The sequence below is a fragment of the Nocardioides sp. Leaf307 genome, from assembly GCF_001423135.1.
GTDB classification, from domain to species: Bacteria; Actinomycetota; Actinomycetes; order Propionibacteriales; family Nocardioidaceae; genus Nocardioides; species Nocardioides kribbensis.
In genome coordinates this window covers 1,444,076-1,467,964 of record NZ_LMNY01000001.1, presented here as the reverse complement: position 1 = coordinate 1,467,964, position 23,889 = coordinate 1,444,076, and the positions used below count along the sequence as shown (strand labels likewise).

Genomic DNA, 23,889 nt, shown 5'->3' with positions numbered 1-23,889 from the left:
GTCCCCACTGTACGGAGCCCCCGAGGGACCGCCAGCCCCTCGCCCGCTGCCCTGCGGCTGTGCCTGTGCCTGTGCCTGTGCCTCAGCGGGCGGAGTAGTCGCGGAACCCCCGCTTGGTCTTGCGGCCGAGGTAGCCGGCGGTGACCAGGTGCTCGAGCAGCGGGGCCGGGGCGAAGCCGGGCTCGCGGAACTCGAGGTAGAGCTCGCGCTGGATGGCCAGCGACACGTCGTTGCCCACGACGTCGAGCAGCTCGAAGGGACCCATCGGGAGGGCGCAGCCCTGCTTCATGGCCACGTCGATGTCGTCGGCGGTGGCGTAGTGGGCCTCGAGCATCTTGACCGCGTCGTTGAGGTAGGGGAAGAGCAGGGCGTTGACGATGAAGCCGGCCCGGTCACCGCACGAGACCGCGACCTTGCCCACGGCCGCGCACAGCGCCCGCGTGGTCTCGGTGACCTCGTCGGAGGTGGCCACCGTGGAGACGACCTCGACCAGCTTCATCACCGTGGCGGGGTTGAAGAAGTGCATGCCGACGACGTCCTGCGGCCGGCTGGTCACCGTGGCCATGGCGATGATGGGCAGGCTCGAGGTGGTGGTGGCCAGGATCGCCCCCGGCTTGCAGATCTCGTCGAGGTTCTCGAAGAGGGTGGTCTTGACGGCGAGGTCCTCGGCGATGGCCTCGACCACCAGGTCCACGCTGGCCAGGTCCTCCAGGCTCGTGGTGCCGCTGATGCGGGCCAGCACCTCGGCCTTGGCCTCCTCGGTGGCCCGCCCGCGCTGGATCTGCTTGTCGAAGCTGCGGGTGACGGTGGCGCTGACGCCGTCGACCTTGTCGGCCGAGCGGCCCACGACGAGCACGTCGTAGCCGGCCTTGGCGAAGACCTCCACGATGCCGCTGGCCATGGTGCCGGTGCCGACGACGCCGACCTGGCGGATGTCGTGGCGCAGCTGCGGCAGCTCGTCGGCCGACGGGGTCGCGGCGTCGGCGACCACGACCGGGCTGTCGGGGGCCTCGTAGGTGTAGAAGCCGCGCCCGGTCTTGCGGCCCAGCAGACCGGCGGTGACCATCTGCTTGAGGATCGGGGTGGGCGCGTGGAGGCGGTCGCGGCCCTGGCGGTACATCGTCTCGAGGATCTCGTAGGCGGTGTCGAGGCCGATCAGGTCGAGCAGCGCCAGCGGGCCCATCGGGTAGCCGCAGCCGAAGCGCATCGCGGCGTCGATGTCCTCGCGCGAGGCGTAGCGGCCCTCGAACATGGAGGCGGCGTGGTTGAGGTAGCCGAAGAGCAGCGTGTTGGCGATGAAGCCGGCCTTGTCGCCACAGACCACGGGGCTCTTGCCCAGGCGGCCGAGCAGCGCCTGCACGTCGTCGAGCACGGCGGGCTCGGTGACGACCGTGCGCACCACCTCGACCAGCTTCTGCACCGGTGCGGGGTTGAAGAAGTGCACGCCCACCACGCGGCCCGGGCGCGAGGTGGCGCTGGAGAGCTCGGTGACCGAGAGCGAGGAGGTGTTGGTGGCCAGCACCGTGTCGGGACCGACGATCGCGTCGAGCTCGCGGAAGATCGCCTGCTTGGTCGCCATCGACTCCACCGCGGCCTCGACGACCAGGTCGACGTCGGCCAGGTCCTTCAGCGACGTGGTCAGGGTGACCCGGCCGAGCAGCTCGGCCTGCTCCTCCTCGGTGAGCTTGCCGCGGCGCACCGCACGCCCCGTGGAGTGCTCGAGGTACTGCCGACCGCGCGCCACGCTCTCCTCGCTCAGCTCGACGCCGACGACCGCGAAGCCGTGCCGGGCGAAGACCTCGGCGATGCCGGCGCCCATCGTCCCGAGCCCCACCACGCCGATGGCGGTGAAGTCGCGGCCGGCGTCGGCGGAGGTGTCGGGAGTGGTCTCGAGGCTCGTCATGGGCGGCATCATGGCACGCGTCACCGACCCGGGCCGTGAACTAGTTCACCCACCGGTAACTTGAACGATCCAGACCCGCTCAGGCCCCGCGACGTCCCAGCCGGCGAGACATCGCGACCCTCGGACCCGCGGCGACGGCGCCCCCGCGCTCGAGACCCGCGGCCCGCTCGGCGGCCAGTGCGCGCGCCACGTACGCCGGCGGCCGCGCCTGCTCGGCGTACCCCAGGCGGGCGTAGAGGGGTCCGTTCCACGGCACGTCGCGGTAGGTGGTCAGGGTCATCAGCCCGGCGCCCGACCAGCGCGCCTCCTCCTCGGCCGCGCGCACCAGCGCCGTGCCGATCCCGCGACGACCGTGCGAGGGCAGCACCGAGAGCTGCTCGAGGTGGACCGCCCCCGGCTCCTCGTGGCCGTGGTCCACGACGTGGGCGAAACCCACCACCTCCTGGTCCGTGCCGTGCACGGCCACGAGCACGGAGCCGGGCAGGGCCGCGCGGTCGAGCCCGGAGGGCGCCGGGGCGAGCAGCGCGGCCGGCAGGTCCTCCCCCAGGTGCGCGCGGAAGAGGGCTCCCCCGCTGTCCTCGACGGCGGCCAGCCGCCGCAGCTCGGAGGGGCGGGCGTGGCGCACGCGCCAGGCCGGGGGGAGCGGCGGGTGGTCGGACACGGGCGCCACTGTAGATTCCTGGCCCGTGAGACTCGTCGTTGCGCGCTGCCAGGTCGACTACGCCGGACGGCTGACGGCGCACCTGCCGATGGCCACGCGGGTGCTGATGATCAAGGCCGACGGGTCGGTGCTGGTGCACTCCGACGGCGGGTCCTACAAGCCGCTGAACTGGATGTCACCGCCCTGCACGCTGCGCGAGGCCACCACCGAGGAGGGCCAGGTGGAGTGGACGGTGCGCAGCCGCGCGAGCGCCAAGGGGCCCGAGGACACCCTGCGGATCCTCATCGAGGAGGTCCTCCACGACTCCTCCCACGACCTCGGGGTCGACCCCGGCCTGCAGAAGGACGGGGTGGAGAAGCACCTGCAGGTGCTGCTGGCCGAGCAGCCGGCGACCCTCTCGCCCGGGCTCACGCTGGTGCGCCGCGAGTTCCCGACCGCGATCGGCCCGGTCGACCTGATGTGCCGCGACACCGAGGGCCGCAGCGTCGCCGTCGAGATCAAGCGGCGCGGGGAGATCGACGGTGTCGAGCAGCTCACCCGCTACCTCGAGCTGCTCAACCGCGACCCGCTGCTCGCGCCCGTGCGCGGCATCTTCGCCGCCCAGGAGATCAAGCCCCAGGCCCGGGTGCTGGCCACCGACCGCGGGATCGCCTGCGCCCTCGTCGACTACGACGCCCTGCGCGGCGTCGACGACCCCACCCACCGGCTGTTCTGAGCGTGACGACCTCCGCTGCCGGTGCGTCCCGGCTGTTCCACGTGGCGCTCGCGACCGACTGGGAGGCGGCCCGGGAGTCGGGCACCTACACGACCTCCACCCGCGGCGTGAGCCTGGAGCAGGAGGGCTTCATCCACGCCAGCCGCGCCGACCAGTGGCGCGGGGTCCACGCGCGCTTCTACGCCGACTGCCCCGACGCCCTGGTGCTCCTCGAGATCGACCCCGCGCTGCTGGGCTGCGACGTGGTCGACGAGCCGGTGGAGCCCGGTCGGGCCGACGCCGAGACCTTCCCCCACGTCTACGGCCCCGTGCCCGCGGCCGCCGTCGTGCGGGTGCTGCCCCTCGACGAGGCGCTGCGCGAGGGTCCGGGCTGACCCCCGGGCTGACCCTGGGCGCCCACGCCGCTCAGTCCACCGGCTCCACGCGCGCCGGGAGCAGCACCGAGACCGTCGTGCCGACCCCGGGCTCGCTGTCGACCTCGATCCGGCCCCCGTGGGCCCGCACGATGCTGTCCACGATGGACAGACCGAGGCCCGCTCCCGGCACCTGGTCGCGCACCGCCCGCGGCGAGCGGTAGAGCCGGTCGAAGATCTGCGGCACCTCGACGGCCTCCATGCCCGTGCCGGTGTCGCTCACGCTCAGGGCCAGGTCGCCCTCGCGCGGCGCGCAGTCGACGAGCACCCGCCCGCCGGGAGCGGTGAACTTCACGGCGTTCGACAGCAGGTTGTCGAGCACCTGCCCGAGCCGCTGCTCGTCGCCGGTCACGAGCAGGGCACGCGCCCCCTCGGGGGCCACGCCCGCCGCGAGCGTCGAGGAGAGCTCCAGACCCCGGCCCCGGGCACCGACCCGCGCCCCGTCGACGGCGGCGCGCACCACCTCGACGAGGTCGACCGGCTCGGCGTCCATGTGCTCGCGGTCGTCGAGGAAGGCCAGGTCGAGCAGGTCGTTGACCAGCCGCAGCTCGCGGTTGGCGTTGCGCTCCACGATGGCCAGCATCCGGCGCGCCGCCGGGCCGACCTGGCTCTCGCCGAGGTCGAGCAGGAGCTCGGTGTAGCCGATGATCGACGTCAGCGGGGTGCGCAGCTCGTGGGAGACCGTGGCCAGGAGCTCCTCGCGCACCCGGTCGGACTCCTGCTGCAGCGCGAGGCGCGCGGTCACGTCGCGCACCGTGGCGCAGGTCAGCGGCTCCCCGTCGTGGGAGACCGCCGCCAGCGAGATCTCGGCCGGGAACTCGGTGCCGTCGGCGCGCACCGCCGCGAGCTGCAGCAGCCCCATGGCCCGGGCGCCGCCACCGCCGGTGAAGGCCCCGCGTCGCGCAGGGTGGGCCTCGCGCAGCCGCGGCGGCACGAGGACCTCGACGGGCTCCCCCAGCAGGCCGTCAGGGTCGTGCCCGAAGACCGCCGAGCACTGGGCGTTGGCGCGCACGATCCGACCGTCGGCGTCGATGACCACGATGGCGTCGGGCGACGCCTCGAAGACCCCGCGCATGAGAGCGCTCTCGTCGGGTGGTCGATCCTCCACGCAGCGACCATAGGCCGCGGGGGAAGCGTGACGCGTCCCGCCTGATCCGTGGGTCGTGCCGATTCGGTCACACCAGGGCGGCGACCTCGTCGGCGCACCCCCAGGAGAGCGTGACGCCGGCGCCTCCGTGGCCGTAGCAGTGGACCACGTCGCCCACCCGCTCCAGGCGCACGTGCGGTCGGGCCGGCCGCAGCCCCACGGCGTGCCCGAGCACCGGAGCCGCCGAGATCCCCGGCACCAGGGCCTCCGCCCGCTCCAGCAGGCGGGCCGCCGTCGCGGGCGACGGGGTGCGGTCCCACACGCCCTCCTCCGCGGTGCCGCCCACCACCACGTCGTCGGACCGGGGCACGACGTACGTCGGTCCGGTGCCGTCGAGCCACCACCGGTCGACCCCGGTCCGGGCGACCCGCACGACCTGGCCCCGCACCGGGGTCACCGCGAGGTCGCCGGCCAGCAGCCGGGCGCCGAGCCCTGCGCAGTCGACCACCAGCGCTGTGTGCGGGCCGCTCGCCGGCAGGGAGCCCAGCGCCAGCCGCGTCAGCGAGCCGCCCGCGGCCAGCACCTCGCGCCGCAGCCACCTGAGGTAGCGCGGCATCTCGACCACCGGTGCCGCGAACCGGTAGCCGTCGACGAAGCCCGCCGGCAGGTCCGTCGCCGTGGGTCGCGACAGGTCGGGCACCGCGCCGGCCCACCACGGATCGGGCGTCGCCGCACGGAGGACCTCGGTGCCCACGACGACACGCACCCCGGTCCGCTCCCCGTCGGGGTCGGCCGCGGCGAGGGCGACCAGCTCCTCGCGGGTGGTCGCCGCCCACCCGCTCACCCGCTCCTGCGGTCCGGCGCGGTAGGGGTACCAGAGCGCCGCCGCCACCGCCGAGGTCGTCTCGAGCGGCAGGTCGCGCGCGACCACGTCGACGCGGTGCCCGGCCCGGAGCAGGCGCAGGGCACAGGTGAGCCCGACGACCCCCGCCCCGACCACGACCACGCGCTGCACGCCCCCAGTGTGGACCACCGCGACCCCGTGCGGTGCCGGTCGAGGCGGGCGGACGTCGGCGACGTCACATACCGCCAGTACGCCACGACCGCCCTTGTTGAATTATGTTCAACACATGTCGCTCCCCCGCACGTCGCGCCCGCTGGGCCGCCGCCCGCTGCCGGCGATCGCCCTCGTCCTCGCCGTCGTCGCGGCGGTGCTGCTGCCGGTCGCGGCCGGCACCGCCGCGGTCGGTGACGGCTCCGGCGTCGCGCGCACCGGGGCCGACCGCGTCGTGTCCCACCCGGTGCGCTTCGACCTGCGCAACCTCAACGAGACCTCGGTGCCCTGCGTCGCCGACGGCGAGGCCTACCCCGTGCGCGCACGCCTCGTCGGACCCCGGCGCGACGTGCTCGGCCAGACCGGCAGCACGCGGGTCAACGTGCTGGTGCACGACGCCGGCACCGGGTCGTGGTTCTGGCGCATGCCCGGGCGACCCGCCCTCGACTACGCCGCGGCACTGGCCCGGCGCGGCGAGACCTCGCTGGTGCTCGACCGCCTCGGCTACGACGCCAGCCCGCTGCCCGACGGCGACGCCACCTGCCTCGGCGCCCAGGCGACCATGCTCCACCAGGTCGTGCAGCACCTGCGCAGCGGGCGCTTCGTCTTCACCTCGGGCCCGGTGGGGAGCACTCCCCTGCACGCCGCGAAGGTCGTCGTGCACGGACACGGCACCGGCGCCGCGATCGCACAGCTCGAGGCCGCGGAGTTCACCGACGTCGACGGCCTGGTGCTGATGTCGTGGTCCGACACGGGCGCGACCCGTCGCGCCCTCGACGAGGCGGTGCGCCAGTCGTCGGCCTGCCTGGCGAGCGCCGGCGGCTACACGGCCTACGGCGCGAGCGCCCGCGACTTCCGCGACCTGCTGTTCTCCTCCGCGCCCGCCGCGGTCCAGCGCGACGCCGCCGAGCGGCGCAACGCCGTGCCGTGCGGCGACGTCGCCAGCCTGGCCTCGGCGCTGGGCGCCTCCCTGGCCACGACCGACCGGATCGCAGAGCCCGTGCTCCTCCTCCACGGCAGCGAGGACCGGCGCTTCGACGCCGACTCCGCCGCGGCCCAGGCCGACCGGTTCTCCTCCAGCCCCGCGGTGGCGGTGCGCACCGTCCGCGGCGCCGGCAGCGCCCTGCCCCTCGAGGCCCAGTCGGCGCAGGTGCAGCGCGCGGTCCTGCGCTGGCTCGCACGCCGCTGACCTCGCGGCGCGGGCCGGTCGCGCCGTTCCACCCCGCCACGCGGTCCCGGCGGCCTACGGTGAGGGCCCGCTCCCGGCCCCGAGGTGGATCCGTGCCGCTCCGCTCCCTCCGCACCGGCGCCGCCGCCGGGCTCGTCGCCCTGGCCACGGCCGCCGGCCTCACCAGCCCCGCCACGGGCCCGGCCCTCGCCGCGACCCCGACGGCCACGACGGCCACGACGGCCGACGGCGTGGAGCGCCGTCCGGGCGACGGCGGGTTCGGCGACACCGCCGTGCCCCTGCCCGACCGGGGCGACGACCCGGTGCTCACCGTCGTGTCGAGCCCCGACTTCATGAACGCCGACGTGGGCGACGTGTCGGGGCTGCCCCGCTGGGACGGCGTGCACAACTCGATCAACGACCGCTACGTCACGGCCACCGGCGTCGTGCTCGAGCAGCTGCGGGCCGAGGAGCCCGACGCTGTCCTGGTCGCCGGCGACCTGGTCGAGGGGCACTGGGGCGTCGACGTCGACCGCACGGGCATCTTCGGACCCGTGGACACCCCGGCGCGGGCGCGGGCGGCCGTCGGACGCGCCGGCGCGTTCTACTTCGGCGCCTGGGCCCGCCTTTTCGCCCGGCACGGCCTGCCGCTGCCCCACGTGGCCGTGGGCGACCACGAGATCGGCGACGACCCCTGGCCCGGCGGCTCCTTCGACCTCGCCGCGGTGCCGACCTACAAGCGGACCTTCGCCGAGGCCCTCGTCGGCGCCCGCTACGCGCGCTCGCACCGCCCCGTGGGCACGCCGTACGCCGCGACGTCGTACTGGACCGCGCTGTCACCCGAGGTCATGCTCGTCTCGGTCGACGTCTTCGACCCACGACCCGCGGCACGCGCCGGACGCGACGGCATGCGCCTCGACCTGACCGGCGCGCACCTGCGCTGGTTCCGGCGGACCCTGGCGGAGGGACGCGAGCGCTTCCGGTGGGTGGTCGTGCAGGGTCACGTGCCGGCGCTCGGCCCGGTGCGCACGTCCGGCTCCTCCGGGCTCCGGCTCGACGACGGCCCGCGGTCGAGGATGTGGCGGGCCATGACGAGCGCCGACGTCGACCTCTACCTGGCCGGCGAGGTGCACGACGTCACGGCCATCGCCCGCCGGGGTCAGCCGGTGCAGGTCACCCACGGCGGCCTGTTCGCCTTCGGCGGCACCACCTACCTGCGCCTCGACGTCTTCGAGGACCGTCTGGAGCTGAGCACCTACGGCTTCGACACCCGGGTCGACCGCGACAGCGGGACGTTGTGGCAGACCAGCGAGAAGCGCGCCGTGCCCCGCGACCTGCGCTACGAGCCCGGGCGCCGCCTGCGCGGCTCGGCCGTGCTCACGCCCACGGGCCGACTCGTGACGCGCAGCGGCGACCTGGCGCCGGCCACGGAGCTCGACGGCCGCTGACAGGGCGGGTCGGCTCAGGCGCCGGCGGCCCGGGGGGCCGTGGGGTCGGCGCCCTCGGCGCTCTGCTCACGCGCGACGTAGTCCTCGATGTCGTCGATGTCGTCGGCGTTGCGACGCACCACGGCGAGCAGGTCCGACATCGTCGCGACCTCCTCGACCTGCTCCTTGATGAACCACTGCATGAACTGCTCGGAGGCGAAGTCGAACTCCTCGCGCGCGGTGCGCAGCAGCGCGTTGATCTGCTCGGTCACGCGACGCTCCTGCTCCAGGGCGAGCGCGACCGGCGCCACGACGTCGTCGAAGGTCGGCACGGGCGCGTCCACACCGGGGATCGTCACCGGCGAGTCGGTGTCGAGGAGGTACTGCACCATCATCATGGCGTGCTCGCGCTCCTCGAGCGCCTGGCCGTAGAAGAACGCCGCCATCTGCGGCATCGTCTCGGCGTCGTAGTAGACCGCGCAGGCGAGGTACTGGTTGTGCGCGGCGAGCTCGTTGCCGATCTGGGCGTTGAGCTGCTCGACGAAACGGGCGGCGGGCACGGTGCCTCCTGGCGGGCGCGGGACGGACGGACGACGTGGCCGCGGGGCGTGAGGAGGGTCAGGCCGCCTTCGCGAGCTTCTTCTTGCTGACCTTCTTGCCGTCGACCCTGACCAGCTCGCGACGCTTGACCGTATACCCCTCGGGCAGGGTGCCCTCCTTGAGCATCCGCAGCGGGCAGCGCCCGCACTTGGACTTGGAGACGCAGCACTTGGTCTTGGGCAGCTTGGCGACCTTCGCGTCCTTGCCCTTCGCCTTCTTGCTCACGACCACCACGCTAGCACGAGGTGAGGGTAGCCTCACCTCATCTCGCCGGACGGTCAGCCGAGCCCGTGGGCCTCGCGGATCACGTCGACGATGCCGCCCATGATCTCGGTGAGACCGAAGTCCTTCGGCGTGTAGACCGCGGCCACGCCCAGCTCGCGCAGGCGGCGGCCGTCGGAGTCGGGGATGATCCCGCCGACGATGACGGGCACGTCGTCGACACCGGCCTCGCGCAGCCCGTCGAGCACGGCCGGCACCAGCTCCATGTGCGAGCCGGAGAGGATCGAGAGGCCCACGCAGTGGACGTCCTCGGCCACGGCCGCCGACACGATCTGCTCGGGGGTCAGCCGGATGCCCTGGTAGACGACCTCGAAGCCTGCGTCCCGGGCGCGCACGGCGACCTGCTCCGCGCCGTTGGAGTGGCCGTCGAGCCCCGGCTTGCCGACGAGCAGACGCAGCCGCCCGCCCAGCTCCTCGCCCGTGGCACGCACCCGGTCACGCACGGTCGAGAGCTCCGTGCCGGCCTCGGCCGCACCGACCGCGCCGCTCACGCCGGTGGGGGCCCGGAACTCGCCGAAGACCTCGCGCAGCGTGCCGGCCCACTCCCCCGTGGTCGCCCCGGCGCGGGCGGCGGCCAGGGTGGCGGGCATGAGGTTCTCGTCGGTCTTGGCGGTGGCGGCCAGGGCGGCCAGCGCCTCGGCCACCGCCGTCTCGTCGCGCTCGGCCTTCCAGGCCTCGACCGAGGCCCGCGCCGACTGCTCGGCCTGGGGGTCGGCGGCCATGATGGCGCCGTCGAGGTCGGCGGTGAGGGGCGAGGGCTCGGTGGTCTCGTAGACGTTGACGCCGACGATCTTCTCCTCGCCGTTCTCGATGCGCCCGCGGCGGGCCGCGTGGGCCGAGACCAGCTCCTGCTTCATGTAGCCCGACTCGACCGCGGCGATCGCCCCGCCCATGGCCTGCACGCGGTCGATCTCGGCACGGGCGCTGGCGACGAGCTCGGCCACCTTGGCCTCGATGACGTGGGAGCCGTCGAAGATGTCGTCGTACTCCAGCAGGTCGGACTCGAAGGCCAGCACCTGCTGCAGCCGCAGCGACCACTGCTGGTCCCACGGGCGCGGGAGGCCGAGGGCCTCGTTCCAGGCCGGGAGCTGCAGGGCGCGGGCGCGGGCGTTCTTCGACAGCGTCACCCCGAGCATCTCCAGCACGATGCGCTGCACGTTGTTCTCGGGCTGGGCCTCGGTCAGGCCGAGGGAGTTGACCTGCACGCCGTAGCGGAAGCGGCGCATCTTGGGGTCCTCGACGCCGTAGCGCTCCCGGGTGATCTCGTCCCAGAGCTCGACGAAGGCCCGCATCTTGCAGGTCTCCTCGATGAAGCGCACCCCGGCGTTGACGAAGAAGGAGATCCGGCCGACGACCTTGCCGAAGTCGGCCTCCGAGACCTGGCCCGACTCCTTGACCTGGTCGAGCACCGCGATCGCGGTGCACAGCGCGTAGGCCAGCTCCTGGGTCGGCGTCGCCCCGGCCTCCTGGAGGTGGTAGCTGCAGATGTTGATCGGGTTCCACTTGGGGATCTGGTGGACCGTGTAGGCGATCATGTCGCTGATCAGGCGCAGCGAGTGCTCGGGCGGGAACACGTAGGTGCCCCGCGAGAGGTACTCCTTGATGATGTCGTTCTGCGTCGTGCCGGCCAGCTGCGCCGCGACGTCCTCGGGGGTGACCTCGCCACCGGGCGCCGCACCGGCCTGCTCCTCGGCCACGACCTGGTACATCGCCAGCAGCCACATCGCGGTGGCGTTGATGGTCATCGAGGTGTTCATCGAGGTCAGCGGGATGTCCTGGAAGAGCTTGCGCATCTCGCCGAGGTGCGGCACCGGCACGCCGACCTTGCCGACCTCGCCGCGGGCCATGACCGAGTCGGGGTCGTAGCCGGTCTGGGTCGGCAGGTCGAAGGCGACCGAGAGCCCGGTCTGCCCCTTGGCCAGGTTGGTGCGGTAGAGCGCGTTGGAGGCCGTGGCGGTCGAGTGCCCGGCGTAGGTGCGCATCACCCAGGGCTTGTCCTTCTCGGTCATGGACTGAGAGTAGGGCGAGATCTACCGCTTGGTAACCGGCGTCCGGTGTGGCACATGTGACACCCGCCACCGGCCGGCTCAGGCCGTGACGCGGTCGAGGTCGACGACGCGGATGAGGTGGGAGAGGTGCAGCAGCCGTCGTACGGCGGGCCCCGCGCCGCGCAGCACGAGGTGGTGGCCCTCGATCGAGGCCTGCCGGGTGGCGAAGGCGAGCACCTTGAGCGCCGTCACGTCGACGGTGTCGACGTCGGTGAGGTCGACGACCACCTGGCCGTGGGCGTCGAGGTGGTCGTAGAGCGCGGTGCGCACCCGGAAGGTGCTGCGCACGTCGAAGTCGCCGTGCAGCGCCAGCGTGGGTCCGTCGGTGGTGATGTCCATCGTCGCCCTGCCTCCCGAGCCACGGCGCCGCCGTCGGCACCGCTGTCACCTACCTTGACGCCCCCGGCACGCGTCCGGTTGCACCGACCGGGCGACTTTCTGCGACGTGTCGGTAGGTGAAGCCTCAACCGGAGGCGACCGCGGACCCCGACGCGCGGTCCTGGACCACCGCGAGGGCACCGGTGGCGAGGCCGATCAGGGCCATGCCCGCGACGCCCTCCGGGGCGAAGATGTGGCCGATGTGCACGAGGTAGGCCCCCGGCAGGAGCACGAGGCCCACCAGCGCCGGCACCCGCAGCCGCGCCAGCTGGTCGGCCGCGAGCACCGCCACGCACGCGAGCAGGGCCCACGACCCGATCTCGCCCAGCGGCGTGCCGATGCGGAACATCAGGCTCACCGCGGGCGGGCGGGGCACGCCGGGCCCGAGCTCGTGGGTCACCCAGCCGGCCCCGATGCCGCTGATCACGTCGAGCGCGGAGTAGAAGGTGGCGTAGACGTAGGCCGTCAGCCGCACCACCCACGACACGGGGTCGCGCCGGCCCCGCACGAGGGCGGCGAGCGCGGCGCCGACGAGGGGGAAGACCAGCAGGCCGGGCACGTGCAGCGCGAACCAGCGCCACGAGGTGTCGTAGCTCAGTCCGTGGGGGTGGAAGAGCCCGGCCACCGCCAGCACGAGCCCGGGCAGGGCGAGCAGCAGGGGCCAGGTCACGCGACGACTCATGCCTGCGAACCTAGCCGGGCCCAGGTCGGACCGGCGCGGCCGAGGAGACGCCGGGCGGGCCGACGGGGCCGACGGGGCCGATAGGCTCGGGCCATGGTCAACCTCACCCGGATCTACACCCGCACCGGCGACGCCGGCGAGACCCGCCTGGGGGACATGAGCCTCACCTCCAAGAACGACCCCCGGCTCCACGCCTACGCCGACGTCGACGAGGCCAACGCCACCATCGGCGTCGCCGTGGCCCGCGGCGGTCTCGAGGACGACGTGGTCGCCCTGCTGACCCGGATCCAGAACGACCTCTTCGACGTCGGGGCCGACTTCTGCACCCCGGTCGTGGCCGACCCCGAGTTCCCGCCGCTGCGCATCGAGCAGGACTACGTCGACCGTCTCGAGCAGTGGTGCGACGCCTACAACGCCGACCTGCCCGCCCTGCGGTCCTTCATCCTCAACGGGGGCACCGAGGGAGCAGCCCAGCTCCACGTCGCCCGCACCGTCGTCCGTCGCGCCGAGCGCTCCGCCTGGGCCGCCTGGTCCGAGCACGCCGAGACCATGAACAAGGTCGCCATCACCTACCTCAACCGGCTCTCCGACCTGCTGTTCATCCTGGCCCGCCACGCCAACCGCCACCAGGGCGACGTGCTCTGGGTGCCCGGGGGCGAGCGTGGCTGAGCTGTCGCCCGACCGCTTCTGGTCCCTGGTCGACCTGCTCGGCGGTCGCGTCGACGCCGCGGGCGTGGCCCGCCTCGAGGAGGCGCTGCTCGCCGCCGACGTCGAGGAGACGCTGGGCTTCGCCGACGAGCTCGACGCGCTGGTCAGCGAGCTGGTGGTGAGGTGCACCGTCGTGCTCGACCCCGACGCGCAGCGCGTCGAGGTGCCCGACGAGGTCGCCGAGCCGGCCGAGCTCGTCGCCACCGCGGTGGTCGCGGCGGGCCGCGAGACCCACGACCGGGTGCTCGGCGCGGGGCAGCCCCTGTCCTCGCGCGAGTGGGCGTGGCGCGAGGCCGCCCTCCTGCTCGAGGCGGGCATGGGCGACGAGCGCCTCGACGACCTCGAGGGCCCCGACGTGCTGCTGCAGTGGCGCACCACGCAGGTGCCCGACCGCGTCGACACCGACTGGGACGCCGACGCGCTCGGCGGGCTCGACCTCGGCGTCGACCCGACGCTCGGCGTGGTGCTGGCGCGCGACCCCGACCTCGAGGAGGCCCTGCTCCGGCTGCAGGCCGACCCGGAGTACCAGCGCCGCCGGGCCCTGATCGACGGCATCGACCTCCACCTGGTGGTCTCCGAGGTGGCCGAGCCCGAGCTCACCGCCTGGCCCACGCCCGAGGCGGTCGAGCACGCCGTGCTGGAGGTGCCCGTCGGCACCTTCGACCTCGACGGCTCACCGCGCACCGACACCTACCTCGACCTCGTGGTCACCCTCGTCGTCTCGGTGCAGGAGCAGCTGGGCGACCCGGCCTAGCCGCGCGTCACGCCGGCGCCGGGCTCCCCCGTGCACCGGCACTCCTCGCGCTGGAGCCACCAGCCGTTGCGCACCACCGCGGTGTGGGTGCAGGTCATGCCGTGCCAGTCGTGGCGGCAGCTGTCGCAGACGAGACTCATGGTGACTCCCGGGGTTGGGTCGAGGTGGGGAGGCCGGGCCGAGATCCTGCCCTCCACCCTGCCCAACCGGACAGGTGGCCCCTGGTCACGCGGCGGTGGCAGCGACCTCGCTCACACCGGCCGGTCGCGGGTCGCGAGGACGGCCGCCGCCGCGGGCACCATCAGCACCGCGACGACGAGCAGGGAGTGCAGCGTCCCGACCACGTCGGCCAGCTGGCCGAGCAGCGGCGGTCCGGCGAGGAACGCGCCGTAGCCGATCGTCGAGACCACGCTCACCCGCGCCGCCGCCCGGGCGGGGTCGTCGGCGGCCGCGCTCATCCCGACGGGGAACCCGAGGGAGGCGCCCAGCCCCCAGACCACGATGCCGAGGGCGACCAGCGGCAGCGGCTCGGCCAGCACCGTCAGCACGGTGCCCGCACCCGCGGCCGCCGCGCTCGCCCACAGCACCGGGCTGCGTCCGAAGCGGTCGAGCAGCGACGTGCCCAGCAGCCGCCCCGCGGTCATGGCGGTGACGAACGCCGCGAAGCCGGCGACACCCACCCACCGCGGCACGTCGTGGCCGTCGATGAGGGCCAGGGCGAGCCAGTCGTTGGCGGTGCCCTCGACCATGGCGAAGGCCAGGACCATGACCCCCAGCGCCAGGGTCCGGGGCTCCGACCACGCGGTGCGCGGCCGCCGCTCGCTGCGCGCCGACGGGGCCGCGGGGGGCAGGAACGAGGACGCTCCGCGCACCGCCAGCACGACGGCCACGACCACGACCGCCCCGAGGTGCACGGGCATCGCGACGCCGAGGCCGCTCATCGGGATGCCGAGCACGGCGCCGCCGATGGTGCCGAGGCTGAAGCCGGCGTGGAAGCGCGGCATGACCGTGCGCGCCAGACGACGCTCGACCTCGGCGGCCTCGACGTTCATCGAGACGTCCCAGACGCCGATGCCGACACCGTGCACGAAGAGGCCCACCGCGGCGACGGGCACCGACTCGAGCCAGAACGCACCGCACGCGGCGAGCAGCAGCCCCGTGCCGTCGACCAGGGCCCCGCCGCGCAGCACGGCGCCGGGGCTCCAGCGCTCGATGAGCCGCCCGGTGCTGGGCAGGGCGAGCACGGACCCCGCCGCGATCGCCAGCAGGAGCAGGCCGAGGTCGCCGTTGCCGAGGTCGAGGCGCGAGCGCAGGTCGGGGATGCGGGAGACGAGCGAGGCGAAGAGGAAGCCGTTGAGGGCGAAGCTGAGACCGACGGCGTTGCGGGCACGACGCACGGTGGGGTCGGCCGGGATCGTCGTGGTCGTCACGGCATCTGCGCGCCCGGGGGCTTCGCCTCGAGCCAGGACTGGAAGCCGGTCAGCGAGGCCGGGGCGAGGGCGAGCTCGACCTGCCCCGCCGGGGAGTCGCAGCACACGACGACGTGGTCGGGGTAGAGCGAGACCTGCTCGGTGCCGTCGGGCTCGCGTCGACCGACCAGCTCGAGGTCCTCGCGCTGCCACACGCGCTTGGGACGCGGCGAGAGGGAGAAGATGCGGAACCACTCGAGGGTCTCCCCCGAGTAGCGACCGATGCCGAGCAGCCAGCCGCGACCCGGGCGCTCGGTGCGCACCCGGTGGCTCAGCTCGAAGGTCCCACCGTCGCGGGAGATCAGCCGGCGGCGCACCACCAGGGCGACGGCGTAGAGCAGCGCGAGGAGGAGCAGCAGCCCGAGTGCGTCGAGAAGCCACTGCCACAGCGGCATCCGCCCACCCCCACCCTGCGCTTGAAAGAGCAACGACCCGAGGCCCTCACCCTACTGGGGTGGGTGCCTCGGGTCGTGGCGGGGTCGTGCTGTGACGTGCAGGGAGGTGCTGGACCTCAGCGGGCCTTCTCGACCGCACGGATGCGGGCCTCGGCCCGCCGGATCCGCTGCTCGGCCTCGTCGCTGGTCGGCAGGCCACGAGCCTCGTCCAGCTCGGTCCGGGCGTTGTCGACGTCGATCTCCTCCGAGAGCACGGCGTGCTCGGAGAGGACGGAGACCCGGTCACCGGCCACCGACAGGAAGCCCCCGTCGACCGCGGCGACCACGACGCCCTCGGGCGCCGAGATCTCCACGACGGCGTCGGTGAGCAGCGAGAGCAGCGGCGCGTGACCGCGCAGCACACCCACGTCGCCCTCGACCGTGCGGGCGATGACCATCGAGGCCTCGCCGGACCACACGGTCCGGTCGGCCGCGACGAGCTCGACCTGCAGGCCGGTATCGGACGACGCCATCAGAGGCTCTTCTGGATCTCGGCCCACTTCGCCTCGACGTCGTCCAGACCGCCGCACATGAAGAAGGCCTGCTCGGCCACGTGGTCGTACTCGCCGTCGGCGATCTTGTTGAACGCCTCGATGGTGTCCTTGACGGGCACCGTCGAGCCCTCGATGCCGGTGAACTGCTTGGCGACGTAGGTGTTCTGCGACAGGAAGCGCTGGATGCGACGGGCGCGGGACACGATGATCTTGTCCTCCTCCGACAGCTCGTCGACACCGAGGATCGCGATGATGTCCTGGAGCTCCTTGTTGCGCTGCAGGATCGCCTTGATCCGGATGGCGCAGTCGTAGTGCTCCTGCCCGATGTACTGGGCGTCGAGGATCCGCGAGGTCGAGGTCAGCGGGTCCACCGCGGGGTAGATGCCCAGCGACGCGATCTCGCGCGAGAGCTCCGTGGTGGCGTCGAGGTGCGCGAACGTCGTGGCCGGCGCCGGGTCGGTGTAGTCGTCGGCGGGCACGTAGATCGCCTGCAGCGAGGTGATCGAGTGACCGCGCGTCGAGGTGATCCGCTCTTGGAGCTGACCCATCTCGTCGGCCAGGTTGGGCTGGTAGCCCACGGCCGAGGGCATGCGGCCCAGCAGGGTCGACACCTCCGAGCCGGCCTGGGTGAAGCGGAAGATGTTGTCGATGAAGAGCAGCACGTCCTGGTTCTGCACGTCGCGGAAGTACTCCGCCATCGTCAGGGCCGAGAGGGCCACGCGCAGGCGGGTGCCCGGCGGCTCGTCCATCTGGCCGAAGACCAGGGCGGTCTGCCCCAGCACGCCGGCCTCCTCCATCTCCGCGATGAGGTCGTTGCCCTCGCGGGTGCGCTCGCCGACACCGGCGAACACCGACACACCGCCGTGGTCCTTGGCGACGCGGGCGATCATCTCCTGGATGAGCACGGTCTTGCCCACGCCGGCGCCGCCGAACAGGCCGATCTTGCCGCCGTTGACGTAGGGCGTCAGCAGGTCGATGACCTTGATGCCGGTCTCGAACATCGTGGTCTTCGACTCGAGCTGGTCGAAGGCGGGGGCCTTGCGGTGGATGCCCCAGCGCTCGGTGACCTCGTACTCCTCGCCCTCGGTGAGGTTGAGGACGTCACCGGTCGCGTTGAACACGTGACCCTTGGTGATGTCGCCGACGGGCACGGTGATGGGCTCGCCGCTGTCGGTGACCGTGGCGCCGCGCACCAGGCCGTCGGTCGACTGCATCGAGATGGCGCGGACCATGCCGTCGCCGATGTGCAGTGCGACCTCGAGGATCAGCGTCTTGGTCTCGCCACCCAGGGTCAGGTCGACCGTGAGCTTGTTGTAGATGTCGGGCATCGCGTCGACGGGGAACTCCACGTCGACGACGGGGCCGGTCACCCGAGCGATGCGACCGGTGCTCCCCGACGCCGTGGTCTGGGTCTCTTCAACGATTGCAGTCATGTCTCTCACTCAGCTCTGTTCACTCGTGGGAAGCGTTGGCGTCGGCCAGGGCGTTGACGCCACCGACGATCTCGCTGATTTCCTGTGTGATGCCAGCCTGGCGGGCCTGGTTGGCGATCCGGGTGTACTTCTTGATCAGCTCGTCGGCGTTGTCCGTGGCGGACTTCATCGCCTTCTGGCGGGCGGCGAGCTCGGAGGCCGCCGCCTGCAGCAGGCAGAAGAAGATCCGGCTCTGGACGTACTGCGGGAGCAGCCCGTCCAGCACGGCCTCGGGCGAGGGCTCGAACTCGTAGAGCGGCAGCAGGTCGGCGTCGGACGGGGTGTCGTCGTCAGCGGCCTCCACCACCTCGAGCGGGAGCAGCCGCGTCGCGGTCGGCTCCTGGGTCAGCATCGACACGAAGCGCGTGTAGACCACGTGCACCTCGTCGACGTCGCCCTCCTCGCCCTGCTCCTTGAGGAAGGACTCGATGAGCGCCTCCCCCACCTCGGCCGCGACGTCGTAGGACGGCTGGTCCGAGAAGCCCGTCCACGACCGCACCACCGGGCGCTGGCGGAACTTGTAGAACGCCTCGCCCTTGCGACCGCAGAGGTAGAAGTCGATCTCCTTGCCCTCCTCGCGCAGCCGCTCGGAGAGGCGCTCGGCCTCCTTGAGCACGCTGGCGGAGTAGGCCCCGGCCAGGCCCCGGTCGCTGGTGACGATCAGGACCGCGGCGCGCTGGGGGTTCTCCTCCTCGCGGGTCAGCGGGTGGTCGACGTTGGAGAACGTCGCCACCGCCGAGACCGCGCGGGTGAGCTCGCGGGCGTACGGCGCGGCCGCCTGCGCCCGCTGCTGCGCCTTGATGATGCGGGACGCAGCGATGAGCTCCATGGCACGCGTGATCTTCTTCATCGACTCCGTCGACTTGATCCGCGCGCGGTACTCACGCAGCGACAGGGCCATCGGTCAGCCCCGCTTCTGCTTGACGATCTGCTCCTGGCCGAGCTCGTCGTCCTCGAGGGCCTCGGCGGGGGCCTCGTGGCCCACCTTGATCGAGGAGCCGTCGGAGGTCTCGAACTGGTCGAGGAACGACTCGTAGGCACCGATCAGCGACTGCTCGGTGTCGTCCTCGAACTTCAGCGTCTCGCGGATGGTGGCGAGGATGCCGTCGTGCGAGCGACGCAGGTAGTCGAGGAACTCGTTCTCGAAGCGCAGGACGTCGTCGGTGGGGACCTTGTCCAGACGGCCGCTGGTGCCGAGCCACAGCGAGGCGGTCATCTCCTCGACGGGGTACGGCGAGTAGGCCGGCTGCTTGAGCAGCGCCATGAGGCGCTGGCCGCGGTCGAGCTGCTGGCGCGAGGCCGCGTCGAGGTCGGAGGCGAACATCGCGAAGGCCTCCATTGCGCGGAACTGCGCGAGGTCGACCTTGAGCGAGCCGGTGACGCCCTTCATGGCCTTGGTCATCGCCGAGCCGCCGACGCGCGACACCGAGACACCGACGTCGATGGCCGGGCGCTGGTTGGCCGCGAACAGGTCCGACTGCAGGAAGATCTGGCCGTCGGTGATCGAGATGACGTTGGTCGGGATGAACGCCGACACGTCGTTGGCCTTGGTCTCGATGATCGGCAGACCGGTCATCGAGCCCTTGCCCATCTCGTCCGACAGCTTCGCGCAGCGCTCCAGCAGGCGGGAGTGCAGGTAGAAGACGTCACCGGGGTAGGCCTCGCGGCCCGGCGGGCGACGCAGCAGCAGCGACACGGCGCGGTAGGCCTCGGCCTGCTTGGTCAGGTCGTCGAAGACGATGAGGACGTGCTTGCCCTCGTACATCCAGTGCTGGCCGATGGCCGAGCCGGTGTAGGGGGCGAGGTACTTGAAGCCCGCCGAGTCCGACGCGGGGGCCGCGACGATGGTGGTGTACTCCAGCGCGCCGGCCTCCTCGAGGGCGCCGCGCACCGAGGCGATGGTCGAGCCCTTCTGGCCGATCGCGACGTAGATGCAGCGCACCTGCTTGTCGGGGTCGCCGGTCTCCCAGTACTGCTTCTGGTTGATGATCGTGTCGATCGCGACCGTGGTCTTGCCGGTCGCGCGGTCGCCGATGATCAGCTGGCGCTGGCCACGGCCGATCGGCGTCATGGCGTCGATCGCCTTGATGCCGGTCGCCAGGGGCTCGTGCACCGACTTGCGCTGCACCACCGAGGGCGCCTGCAGCTCGAGCGCGCGACGACCGCTGGTCTCCAGCTCGCCCAGACCGTCGATCGGGGTGCCGAGCGGGTCCACGACGCGGCCGAGGTAGCCGTCGCCGACGGGCACCGAGAGCACCTCGCCGGTCCGGCGGACCGTCTGGCCCTCCTCGATCTTGTCGAAGTCACCGAGGACGACGACACCGATCTCGCGGGTGTCGAGGTTCAGGGCCAGGCCGAGCGTGCCGTCCTCGAACTCGAGGAGCTCGTTGGCCATCGCGGAGGGCAGGCCGCTGACGCGGGCGATGCCGTCACCCGCCTGGGCCACGGTGCCGACCTCTTCCTTGCTGGCGGCGTCGGGCTGGTAGTCGGCGACGTACTTCTGCAGCGCGTCGCGGATCTCCTCCGGACGGATGGAGAGCTCCGTCATCTTGGTGCCTTCTCTCTAGTCTCTTGCTTCAGGCGGTCTGGGGCGACTGGTCGCGGGTGGAGCGGTGGTGCGGGGTGCCGGTCTCCCCCAAGGGTGACCGGCGGGTGGTCATCCGGCGATGCGGCGGCGGGCGTCGTCGAGGCGAGCGGAGACGGTGCCGTCGATGACGTCGTCGCCGATCTCGACCTTCACACCGCCGATGACCGAGGGGTCCACCACCAGGTTGAGGTGGACCGGACGGCCGTACTGGCGGGAGAGGACCTCGGTGAGGCGCTCGCGGTCGGCAGCGGAGAGCTCCCGGGCCACGCGCACCGTCGCCACGCCCTGGCCGTGGACCTCGGCGGCGACCTTCTGGTACTCGGCGAGGGCGACCCCGACGGTCCGGTAGGTGCCGGCGAGCGACTGCTTGGCCAGCGCGGCGGTGGCGCCGAGCGCCTTGCCGCGCAGCAGGTCGTCGACCAGCGCACGCTTGTCGTCGACCGAGCGGGCGGGGTCGGACAGCGCGTCGCGCAGCGACGGGTTGTCCTTGACGGCCTGCGCCAGGGCGAAGAGCTCGTCGGCCAGGCGACCCGCGTCGTTGCCGGCGGAGGTCACCACGGCGACGACGCCGAGGTGCTCGAGCGCGTCGGGCAGGTCGCCCGAGGCGGTCCAGCGGCGCGAGGCCGCCGAGCGGAGCAGACCCAGGGTCTCCTCCCCGGCGCGGGATCCGAAGACCTCGCCGACGATGCCCGTGCGGGCCTCGGCCGGGATCGAGCCGTCGGTGACGAAGCGCCGCAGGGCGCCCTCGCCGCGCAGGGTCGCCGCGACCGAGAAGAGCTCGTCACCGACGGTGGCGGCACGCTCGGACGAGCCGGACACGGAGGTGCCCAGCTCGTCGGTGAGCGTGGCGACCGCGTCGACCGAGGCTCCACGGAAGTGCGACATCAGTTGACCCCGCTCCCGCCGGCCGGGGCGGAGCCCGACTCGAGGTCGGCCAGGAAGCGCTCGACGACACGGCTCTGGCGAGCGTCGTCCTCGAGACTCTCGCCGACGATGCGACCGGCCAGGCCGGTCGCCAGGGCGCCGACCTCGGCCCGCAGCGAGGTGACCGCCTGCTGGCGCTCCGCCTCGATCTGGGCCTTGCCGTTGTCGACGATGCGGGTCGCCTCGGTCTGGGCCTGCTCGCGCATCTCCGAGATGATCGAGGCCCCCTGCTCGCGGGCCTCCTCGCGGATGCGCGCGGCTTCGTGCCGGGCCTCGCTGAGCTGCTGCTCGAGCTCGGCCAGCTTGGCGTCGGCCTCGGCCTGCTTGGTCTCGGCAGCGGCCAGCCCACCCTCGATCGCCTGGGTGCGGTCGGCGTAGGTCTTCTCGAACGACGGCACCACGAACTTCTTGACGAGCAAGAAGAGGATGCCGAAGACGATCAGCGACAGGACGATCTCGACGGCGTGCGGAACGAGCGGGTTGAGCTCGCCGTCCTCCGACGCCCTCACCACGAGGGGTGCGAACGGTGCTTGCATGGGCTAGTCCTTCCGGTCCTGCGTGAGCCCGACTCGGTCAGAGAACGAACGCGAGGGCGATGCCGATGATCGCGAGCGCCTCGGCGAGCGCGAAGCCCAGGATGGCGATCGACTGCAGGCGGCCCTGGGCCTCCGGCTGACGGGCCACACCGGAGATGTAGGCGGCGAAGATGAGACCGATGCCGACGCCGGGGCCGATGGCGGCCAGGCCGTAGCCGATCATGTTCATGGAGCCAGTGAGTTCCACGACTTTCCTTTCGGTTTGTACTACTTCGGGGTTCTGGGCGGGTCGTGCGGGTGGAGCAGTGGGGCCGACGGTCAGTGCTCGTCGGCGAGAGCGCCCTGGATGTACATCGCGTTCAGCAGGACGAAGACGTAGGCCTGGAGGAACTGCACCAGCAGCTCCAGGAAGGCGACGGCGATGAAGAGCACCCAGGCGAGGACGCCGACCGGCGCGTAGGCCAGCGACATCTCCGCGATGATGTACTCGCCGCCGAGGGCGAAGAGGATCAGCAGCAGGTGGCCCGCGAACATGTTCGCGAAGAGACGCAGCGCCAGCGTGACCGGGCGGACCAGGATGTTGGAGAGGAACTCCAGCGGCACCAGCAGCAGCAGGATCGGCCCGGAGATGCCGGCCGGCACCGACTGGAGCTTGAAGTAGCCCACGAAGCCGTGCTTCTTGATGCCCACCGCGTTGTAGATGATCCAGCTCAGCGCGGCCAGCCCGTAGACCATGCCCGCGCGGGAGAAGGTCGGGAACTGGATGAAGGGGATCGTCGCGAAGAGGTTGTTGAGCAGGATGAAGAAGAACAGCGCGAACAGGTACGGCACGAACCGCATGAAGTCGTGGCTGCCGATGATGTCGCGCGCCATCGAGTTGCGGACGAACCCGTAGGCCTCCTCGCCCACGAACTGCAGCTTGCCCGGCACCATGGCCCGCTTGCGCGAGGCCAGGTAGAAGAAGCCGAACACGAGCACCGCTGCCAGCACGAGCTGGAGCATGGGCTTGGTGACGGCCAGCAGCTGGGTCTGGCCGAGGAACTCGTAGGACCCGAAGTCGCCGCCGATTCCGGGCAGGTCGAAGTCCGCGGGACCCGGCGGGGTGAAACCCTCGCTGGCGGGGATGAGGCTGCTCAACGTGTCTCCTGTGTCTGCGTCAACGGGTGCGTCACTGCTGCGCCTGCTGGTCGTGCGGCTGCTGCTCGTGGTGCGGGGCGTGGTCCCGGGTGTCGGGCTGGGCGCCGGGCTTGACGTAGGGCTGCGGTCGGAACCGCGCCCAGGTCTGGTAGAGGCCCAGGGTGATGCCGGTCAGGATGCCGACGACGACGAGGAACTGGGTCCCCCACCACCGGTCGAGCCCCCATCCGATCCCGCCGTAGACGAGCACCCCCGAGACCAGGTAGCCGAAGGCCAGCCACGGGTCGCCCTGCACGTCTCCCGTGGGGGACGTGGTGGGGTCGGGGTCGCTCTGCCCGGAAGGAGAGTCTTCAGGAGCCATCGCGCGTCGGACAATAGCAGCCGCCATGGGTCAGCGATCACCCGCCCGGGCCGCACCGGACGCGGGCGTCCGGTGGTCGTCGGTGCCGGGCGGCGCCTCTGCGGTGAGGGCGTAGGCGGGGATCCGCAGCCGGGTGGTGAGGGCGATCTGGAGGACCACCCACGACAGGGTCCCGACGACGGCACCCGCTGCGACCCAGCCGGCGGCCAGGGTCTCCCCCAACGCGCCGCTGCGGTCGAGGGCGAGGAAGCCGACACCGGTCAGGACGACCTGCAGCAGGTACGTCGTGAGCGCCACCACGAGGGCGAGACCGGGCGCGACGGTGGCCACCGCGTCGACGGCCAACGAGCCGAGCGCGAAGACCACGACGACGAGCCCGGCACCCACGGCGGCGCCGTAGGCCGCCGGGGCCCCGGAGACGACGGCACCCAGGCCGGCCAGGACCAGCCCGGCTCCCACCGAGACCGCCGCGCCTCCGAGGAGCACGGGGGCCACGCTGGTGCGCGGGTCCTGCTGCGACTCGGTCGTCATCGTCGGCGGCCGTTCTCTGGGGGCGGGAGCGGGGGTCGAGAGGCGTTCTGCACGATCGTGACCG

The 23,889-nt window shown here is 72.5% G+C and carries 28 protein-coding genes; 6 read left to right on the top strand and 22 right to left on the bottom strand.

From position 1 onward, the window contains the following. Window positions 1-82 precede the first annotated feature (82 nt). Both ASF50_RS06710 and ASF50_RS06705 read right to left on the bottom strand, forming a co-directional pair. Window positions 83-1,903, bottom strand: a complete 1,821-nt coding sequence (locus ASF50_RS06710; protein WP_235557572.1) for a 3-hydroxyacyl-CoA dehydrogenase family protein — start codon at window positions 1,901-1,903, stop codon at window positions 83-85. Window positions 1,904-1,982: 79 nt separating this feature from the next. Then, window positions 1,983-2,564 (bottom strand): GNAT family N-acetyltransferase, encoded by a 582-nt coding sequence (locus ASF50_RS06705; protein ID WP_056903850.1) that lies wholly within the window; start codon window positions 2,562-2,564, stop codon window positions 1,983-1,985. Between the two features lie 25 nt (window positions 2,565-2,589). Between ASF50_RS06705 and nucS the strand changes: the two genes are divergently transcribed. Together nucS and ASF50_RS06695 are read left to right on the top strand one after the other, a co-directional pair. Next, window positions 2,590-3,279: an endonuclease NucS gene (gene nucS / locus ASF50_RS06700; protein ID WP_056864142.1), complete on the top strand. Its 690-nt coding sequence runs from the start codon at window positions 2,590-2,592 to the stop codon at window positions 3,277-3,279. A gap of 2 nt (window positions 3,280-3,281) precedes the next feature. Next, a complete protein-coding gene (locus ASF50_RS06695) occupies window positions 3,282-3,653 on the top strand; it encodes a DUF952 domain-containing protein (RefSeq protein ID WP_235557571.1) in 372 nt (123 codons plus the stop codon). 31 nt (window positions 3,654-3,684) lie between these two features. Here ASF50_RS06695 and ASF50_RS06690 read toward each other — a convergent pair whose 3' ends face one another. Then, window positions 3,685-4,800, bottom strand: coding sequence for a PAS domain-containing sensor histidine kinase (locus ASF50_RS06690; protein WP_156718128.1), 1,116 nt, complete (start codon window positions 4,798-4,800; stop codon window positions 3,685-3,687). Between the two features lie 67 nt (window positions 4,801-4,867). Beyond that, window positions 4,868-5,794, bottom strand: coding sequence for an FAD-dependent oxidoreductase (locus ASF50_RS06685; protein ID WP_056903848.1), 927 nt, complete (start codon window positions 5,792-5,794; stop codon window positions 4,868-4,870). Window positions 5,795-5,909: 115 nt separating this feature from the next. Here ASF50_RS06685 and ASF50_RS06680 point away from each other — a divergent pair, with 115 nt between their 5' ends. Together ASF50_RS06680 and ASF50_RS06675 are read left to right on the top strand one after the other, a co-directional pair. After that, on the top strand, window positions 5,910-7,022 hold the full coding sequence (locus tag ASF50_RS06680) for an alpha/beta hydrolase (protein ID WP_056903847.1): 1,113 nt from the start codon (window positions 5,910-5,912) through the stop codon (window positions 7,020-7,022). Between the two features lie 92 nt (window positions 7,023-7,114). Further along, a complete protein-coding gene (locus tag ASF50_RS06675) occupies window positions 7,115-8,449 on the top strand; it encodes a metallophosphoesterase family protein (protein ID WP_056903846.1) in 1,335 nt (444 codons plus the stop codon). Between the two features lie 14 nt (window positions 8,450-8,463). On the opposite strand, the gene ASF50_RS06670 is transcribed toward ASF50_RS06675, so the two are convergent. The 5 genes from ASF50_RS06670 to ASF50_RS06650 all read right to left on the bottom strand — a co-directional run bounded on the left by ASF50_RS06670 (window position 8,464) and on the right by ASF50_RS06650 (window position 12,418). Next, window positions 8,464-8,988: a ferritin gene (locus tag ASF50_RS06670; protein ID WP_056864136.1), complete on the bottom strand. Its 525-nt coding sequence runs from the start codon at window positions 8,986-8,988 to the stop codon at window positions 8,464-8,466. 58 nt (window positions 8,989-9,046) lie between these two features. Continuing rightward, entirely contained in the window at window positions 9,047-9,253 is a 207-nt protein-coding gene (locus tag ASF50_RS06665) for a hypothetical protein (RefSeq protein WP_082503050.1), read from the bottom strand. Window positions 9,254-9,306: 53 nt separating this feature from the next. Continuing rightward, the gene (locus ASF50_RS06660; RefSeq protein ID WP_056864134.1) at window positions 9,307-11,319 is read right to left on the bottom strand and encodes a protein meaA; all 2,013 of its coding nucleotides are present in this window, start codon (window positions 11,317-11,319) and stop codon (window positions 9,307-9,309) included. A 78-nt stretch (window positions 11,320-11,397) separates the two neighbouring features. Beyond that, complete coding sequence (locus ASF50_RS06655) at window positions 11,398-11,697, bottom strand: STAS domain-containing protein (RefSeq protein ID WP_056864133.1); 300 nt, start codon at window positions 11,695-11,697, stop codon at window positions 11,398-11,400. A 124-nt stretch (window positions 11,698-11,821) separates the two neighbouring features. Then, window positions 11,822-12,418: a hypothetical protein gene (locus ASF50_RS06650; protein ID WP_156718127.1), complete on the bottom strand. Its 597-nt coding sequence runs from the start codon at window positions 12,416-12,418 to the stop codon at window positions 11,822-11,824. 93 nt (window positions 12,419-12,511) lie between these two features. Here ASF50_RS06650 and ASF50_RS06645 point away from each other — a divergent pair, with 93 nt between their 5' ends. Both ASF50_RS06645 and ASF50_RS06640 read left to right on the top strand, forming a co-directional pair. Continuing rightward, on the top strand, window positions 12,512-13,087 hold the full coding sequence (locus ASF50_RS06645; RefSeq protein WP_056864131.1) for a cob(I)yrinic acid a,c-diamide adenosyltransferase: 576 nt from the start codon (window positions 12,512-12,514) through the stop codon (window positions 13,085-13,087). Further along, complete coding sequence (locus tag ASF50_RS06640; protein WP_056903843.1) at window positions 13,080-13,880, top strand: hypothetical protein; 801 nt, start codon at window positions 13,080-13,082, stop codon at window positions 13,878-13,880. The genes ASF50_RS06645 and ASF50_RS06640 overlap by 8 nt, the downstream gene beginning before the upstream one ends. On the opposite strand, the gene ASF50_RS18870 is transcribed toward ASF50_RS06640, so the two are convergent. The 13 genes from ASF50_RS18870 to ASF50_RS06580 form a co-directional block, all read right to left on the bottom strand. Then, window positions 13,877-14,020, bottom strand: a complete 144-nt coding sequence (locus ASF50_RS18870; RefSeq protein ID WP_156718126.1) for a hypothetical protein — start codon at window positions 14,018-14,020, stop codon at window positions 13,877-13,879. The two genes, ASF50_RS06640 and ASF50_RS18870, sit on opposite strands and share 4 nt — an antisense overlap. A gap of 111 nt (window positions 14,021-14,131) precedes the next feature. Further along, window positions 14,132-15,310, bottom strand: a complete 1,179-nt coding sequence (locus ASF50_RS06635; protein WP_056903842.1) for an MFS transporter — start codon at window positions 15,308-15,310, stop codon at window positions 14,132-14,134. Beyond that, window positions 15,307-15,744: a DUF2550 domain-containing protein gene (locus ASF50_RS06630; protein ID WP_056903841.1), complete on the bottom strand. Its 438-nt coding sequence runs from the start codon at window positions 15,742-15,744 to the stop codon at window positions 15,307-15,309. Before ASF50_RS06630 ends, ASF50_RS06635 begins: the two co-directional genes overlap by 4 nt. A 116-nt stretch (window positions 15,745-15,860) precedes the next feature. Beyond that, a complete protein-coding gene (locus ASF50_RS06625) occupies window positions 15,861-16,256 on the bottom strand; it encodes a F0F1 ATP synthase subunit epsilon (RefSeq protein ID WP_056864127.1) in 396 nt (131 codons plus the stop codon). Continuing rightward, on the bottom strand, window positions 16,256-17,710 hold the full coding sequence (gene atpD / locus ASF50_RS06620; RefSeq protein WP_056864126.1) for a F0F1 ATP synthase subunit beta: 1,455 nt from the start codon (window positions 17,708-17,710) through the stop codon (window positions 16,256-16,258). The genes ASF50_RS06625 and atpD overlap by 1 nt, the downstream gene beginning before the upstream one ends. A gap of 19 nt (window positions 17,711-17,729) precedes the next feature. Further along, complete coding sequence (locus ASF50_RS06615; protein WP_056864125.1) at window positions 17,730-18,650, bottom strand: F0F1 ATP synthase subunit gamma; 921 nt, start codon at window positions 18,648-18,650, stop codon at window positions 17,730-17,732. Between the two features lie 3 nt (window positions 18,651-18,653). Continuing rightward, complete coding sequence (gene atpA, locus ASF50_RS06610) at window positions 18,654-20,297, bottom strand: F0F1 ATP synthase subunit alpha (RefSeq protein ID WP_056864124.1); 1,644 nt, start codon at window positions 20,295-20,297, stop codon at window positions 18,654-18,656. A gap of 108 nt (window positions 20,298-20,405) precedes the next feature. Then, window positions 20,406-21,221 (bottom strand): F0F1 ATP synthase subunit delta, encoded by an 816-nt coding sequence (locus ASF50_RS06605; protein WP_056864123.1) that lies wholly within the window; start codon window positions 21,219-21,221, stop codon window positions 20,406-20,408. Then, complete coding sequence (locus ASF50_RS06600; RefSeq protein WP_056864122.1) at window positions 21,221-21,796, bottom strand: F0F1 ATP synthase subunit B; 576 nt, start codon at window positions 21,794-21,796, stop codon at window positions 21,221-21,223. Before ASF50_RS06600 ends, ASF50_RS06605 begins: the two co-directional genes overlap by 1 nt. Before the next feature lie 37 nt (window positions 21,797-21,833). Beyond that, on the bottom strand, window positions 21,834-22,025 hold the full coding sequence (gene atpE / locus ASF50_RS06595) for an ATP synthase F0 subunit C (protein ID WP_251534340.1): 192 nt from the start codon (window positions 22,023-22,025) through the stop codon (window positions 21,834-21,836). Between the two features lie 89 nt (window positions 22,026-22,114). After that, window positions 22,115-22,933 carry a F0F1 ATP synthase subunit A gene (gene atpB / locus ASF50_RS06590; protein ID WP_082500231.1) on the bottom strand — a complete coding sequence of 273 codons (819 nt, stop codon included), beginning with the start codon at window positions 22,931-22,933 and terminating at the stop codon, window positions 22,115-22,117. A gap of 31 nt (window positions 22,934-22,964) precedes the next feature. Then, window positions 22,965-23,294, bottom strand: a complete 330-nt coding sequence (locus ASF50_RS18865) for an AtpZ/AtpI family protein (protein ID WP_156697861.1) — start codon at window positions 23,292-23,294, stop codon at window positions 22,965-22,967. Between the two features lie 30 nt (window positions 23,295-23,324). Beyond that, on the bottom strand, window positions 23,325-23,825 hold the full coding sequence (locus tag ASF50_RS06580) for a hypothetical protein (protein WP_056864119.1): 501 nt from the start codon (window positions 23,823-23,825) through the stop codon (window positions 23,325-23,327). Between the last annotated feature and the right edge of the window lie 64 nt (window positions 23,826-23,889).

Excerpts from the sequence above, each read along its gene's own strand:
- ASF50_RS06600 (WP_056864122.1), bottom strand. The coding sequence starts at position 21,796 with ATGCAAGCACCGTTCGCACCCCTCGTGGTGAGGGCGTCGGAGGACGGC.
- ASF50_RS18865 (WP_156697861.1), bottom strand. The coding sequence starts at position 23,294 with ATGGCTCCTGAAGACTCTCCTTCCGGGCAGAGCGACCCCGACCCCACC.
- ASF50_RS06710 (WP_235557572.1), bottom strand. The coding sequence starts at position 1,903 with ATGACGAGCCTCGAGACCACTCCCGACACCTCCGCCGACGCCGGCCGC.
- atpE (WP_251534340.1), bottom strand. The coding sequence starts at position 22,025 with ATGAACATGATCGGCTACGGCCTGGCCGCCATCGGCCCCGGCGTCGGC.
- ASF50_RS06655 (WP_056864133.1), bottom strand. The coding sequence starts at position 11,697 with ATGGACATCACCACCGACGGACCCACGCTGGCGCTGCACGGCGACTTC.
- ASF50_RS06625 (WP_056864127.1), bottom strand. The coding sequence starts at position 16,256 with ATGGCGTCGTCCGATACCGGCCTGCAGGTCGAGCTCGTCGCGGCCGAC.
- ASF50_RS06605 (WP_056864123.1), bottom strand. The coding sequence starts at position 21,221 with ATGTCGCACTTCCGTGGAGCCTCGGTCGACGCGGTCGCCACGCTCACC.
- ASF50_RS18870 (WP_156718126.1), bottom strand. The coding sequence starts at position 14,020 with ATGAGTCTCGTCTGCGACAGCTGCCGCCACGACTGGCACGGCATGACC.
- ASF50_RS06630 (WP_056903841.1), bottom strand. The coding sequence starts at position 15,744 with ATGCCGCTGTGGCAGTGGCTTCTCGACGCACTCGGGCTGCTGCTCCTC.
- ASF50_RS06660 (WP_056864134.1), bottom strand. The coding sequence starts at position 11,319 with ATGACCGAGAAGGACAAGCCCTGGGTGATGCGCACCTACGCCGGGCAC.
- ASF50_RS06645 (WP_056864131.1), top strand. The coding sequence starts at position 12,512 with ATGGTCAACCTCACCCGGATCTACACCCGCACCGGCGACGCCGGCGAG.
- atpD (WP_056864126.1), bottom strand. The coding sequence starts at position 17,710 with ATGACTGCAATCGTTGAAGAGACCCAGACCACGGCGTCGGGGAGCACC.
- ASF50_RS06580 (WP_056864119.1), bottom strand. The coding sequence starts at position 23,825 with ATGACGACCGAGTCGCAGCAGGACCCGCGCACCAGCGTGGCCCCCGTG.
- ASF50_RS06650 (WP_156718127.1), bottom strand. The coding sequence starts at position 12,418 with ATGAGTCGTCGCGTGACCTGGCCCCTGCTGCTCGCCCTGCCCGGGCTC.
- atpA (WP_056864124.1), bottom strand. The coding sequence starts at position 20,297 with ATGACGGAGCTCTCCATCCGTCCGGAGGAGATCCGCGACGCGCTGCAG.
- ASF50_RS06615 (WP_056864125.1), bottom strand. The coding sequence starts at position 18,650 with ATGGCCCTGTCGCTGCGTGAGTACCGCGCGCGGATCAAGTCGACGGAG.
- ASF50_RS06680 (WP_056903847.1), top strand. The coding sequence starts at position 5,910 with ATGTCGCTCCCCCGCACGTCGCGCCCGCTGGGCCGCCGCCCGCTGCCG.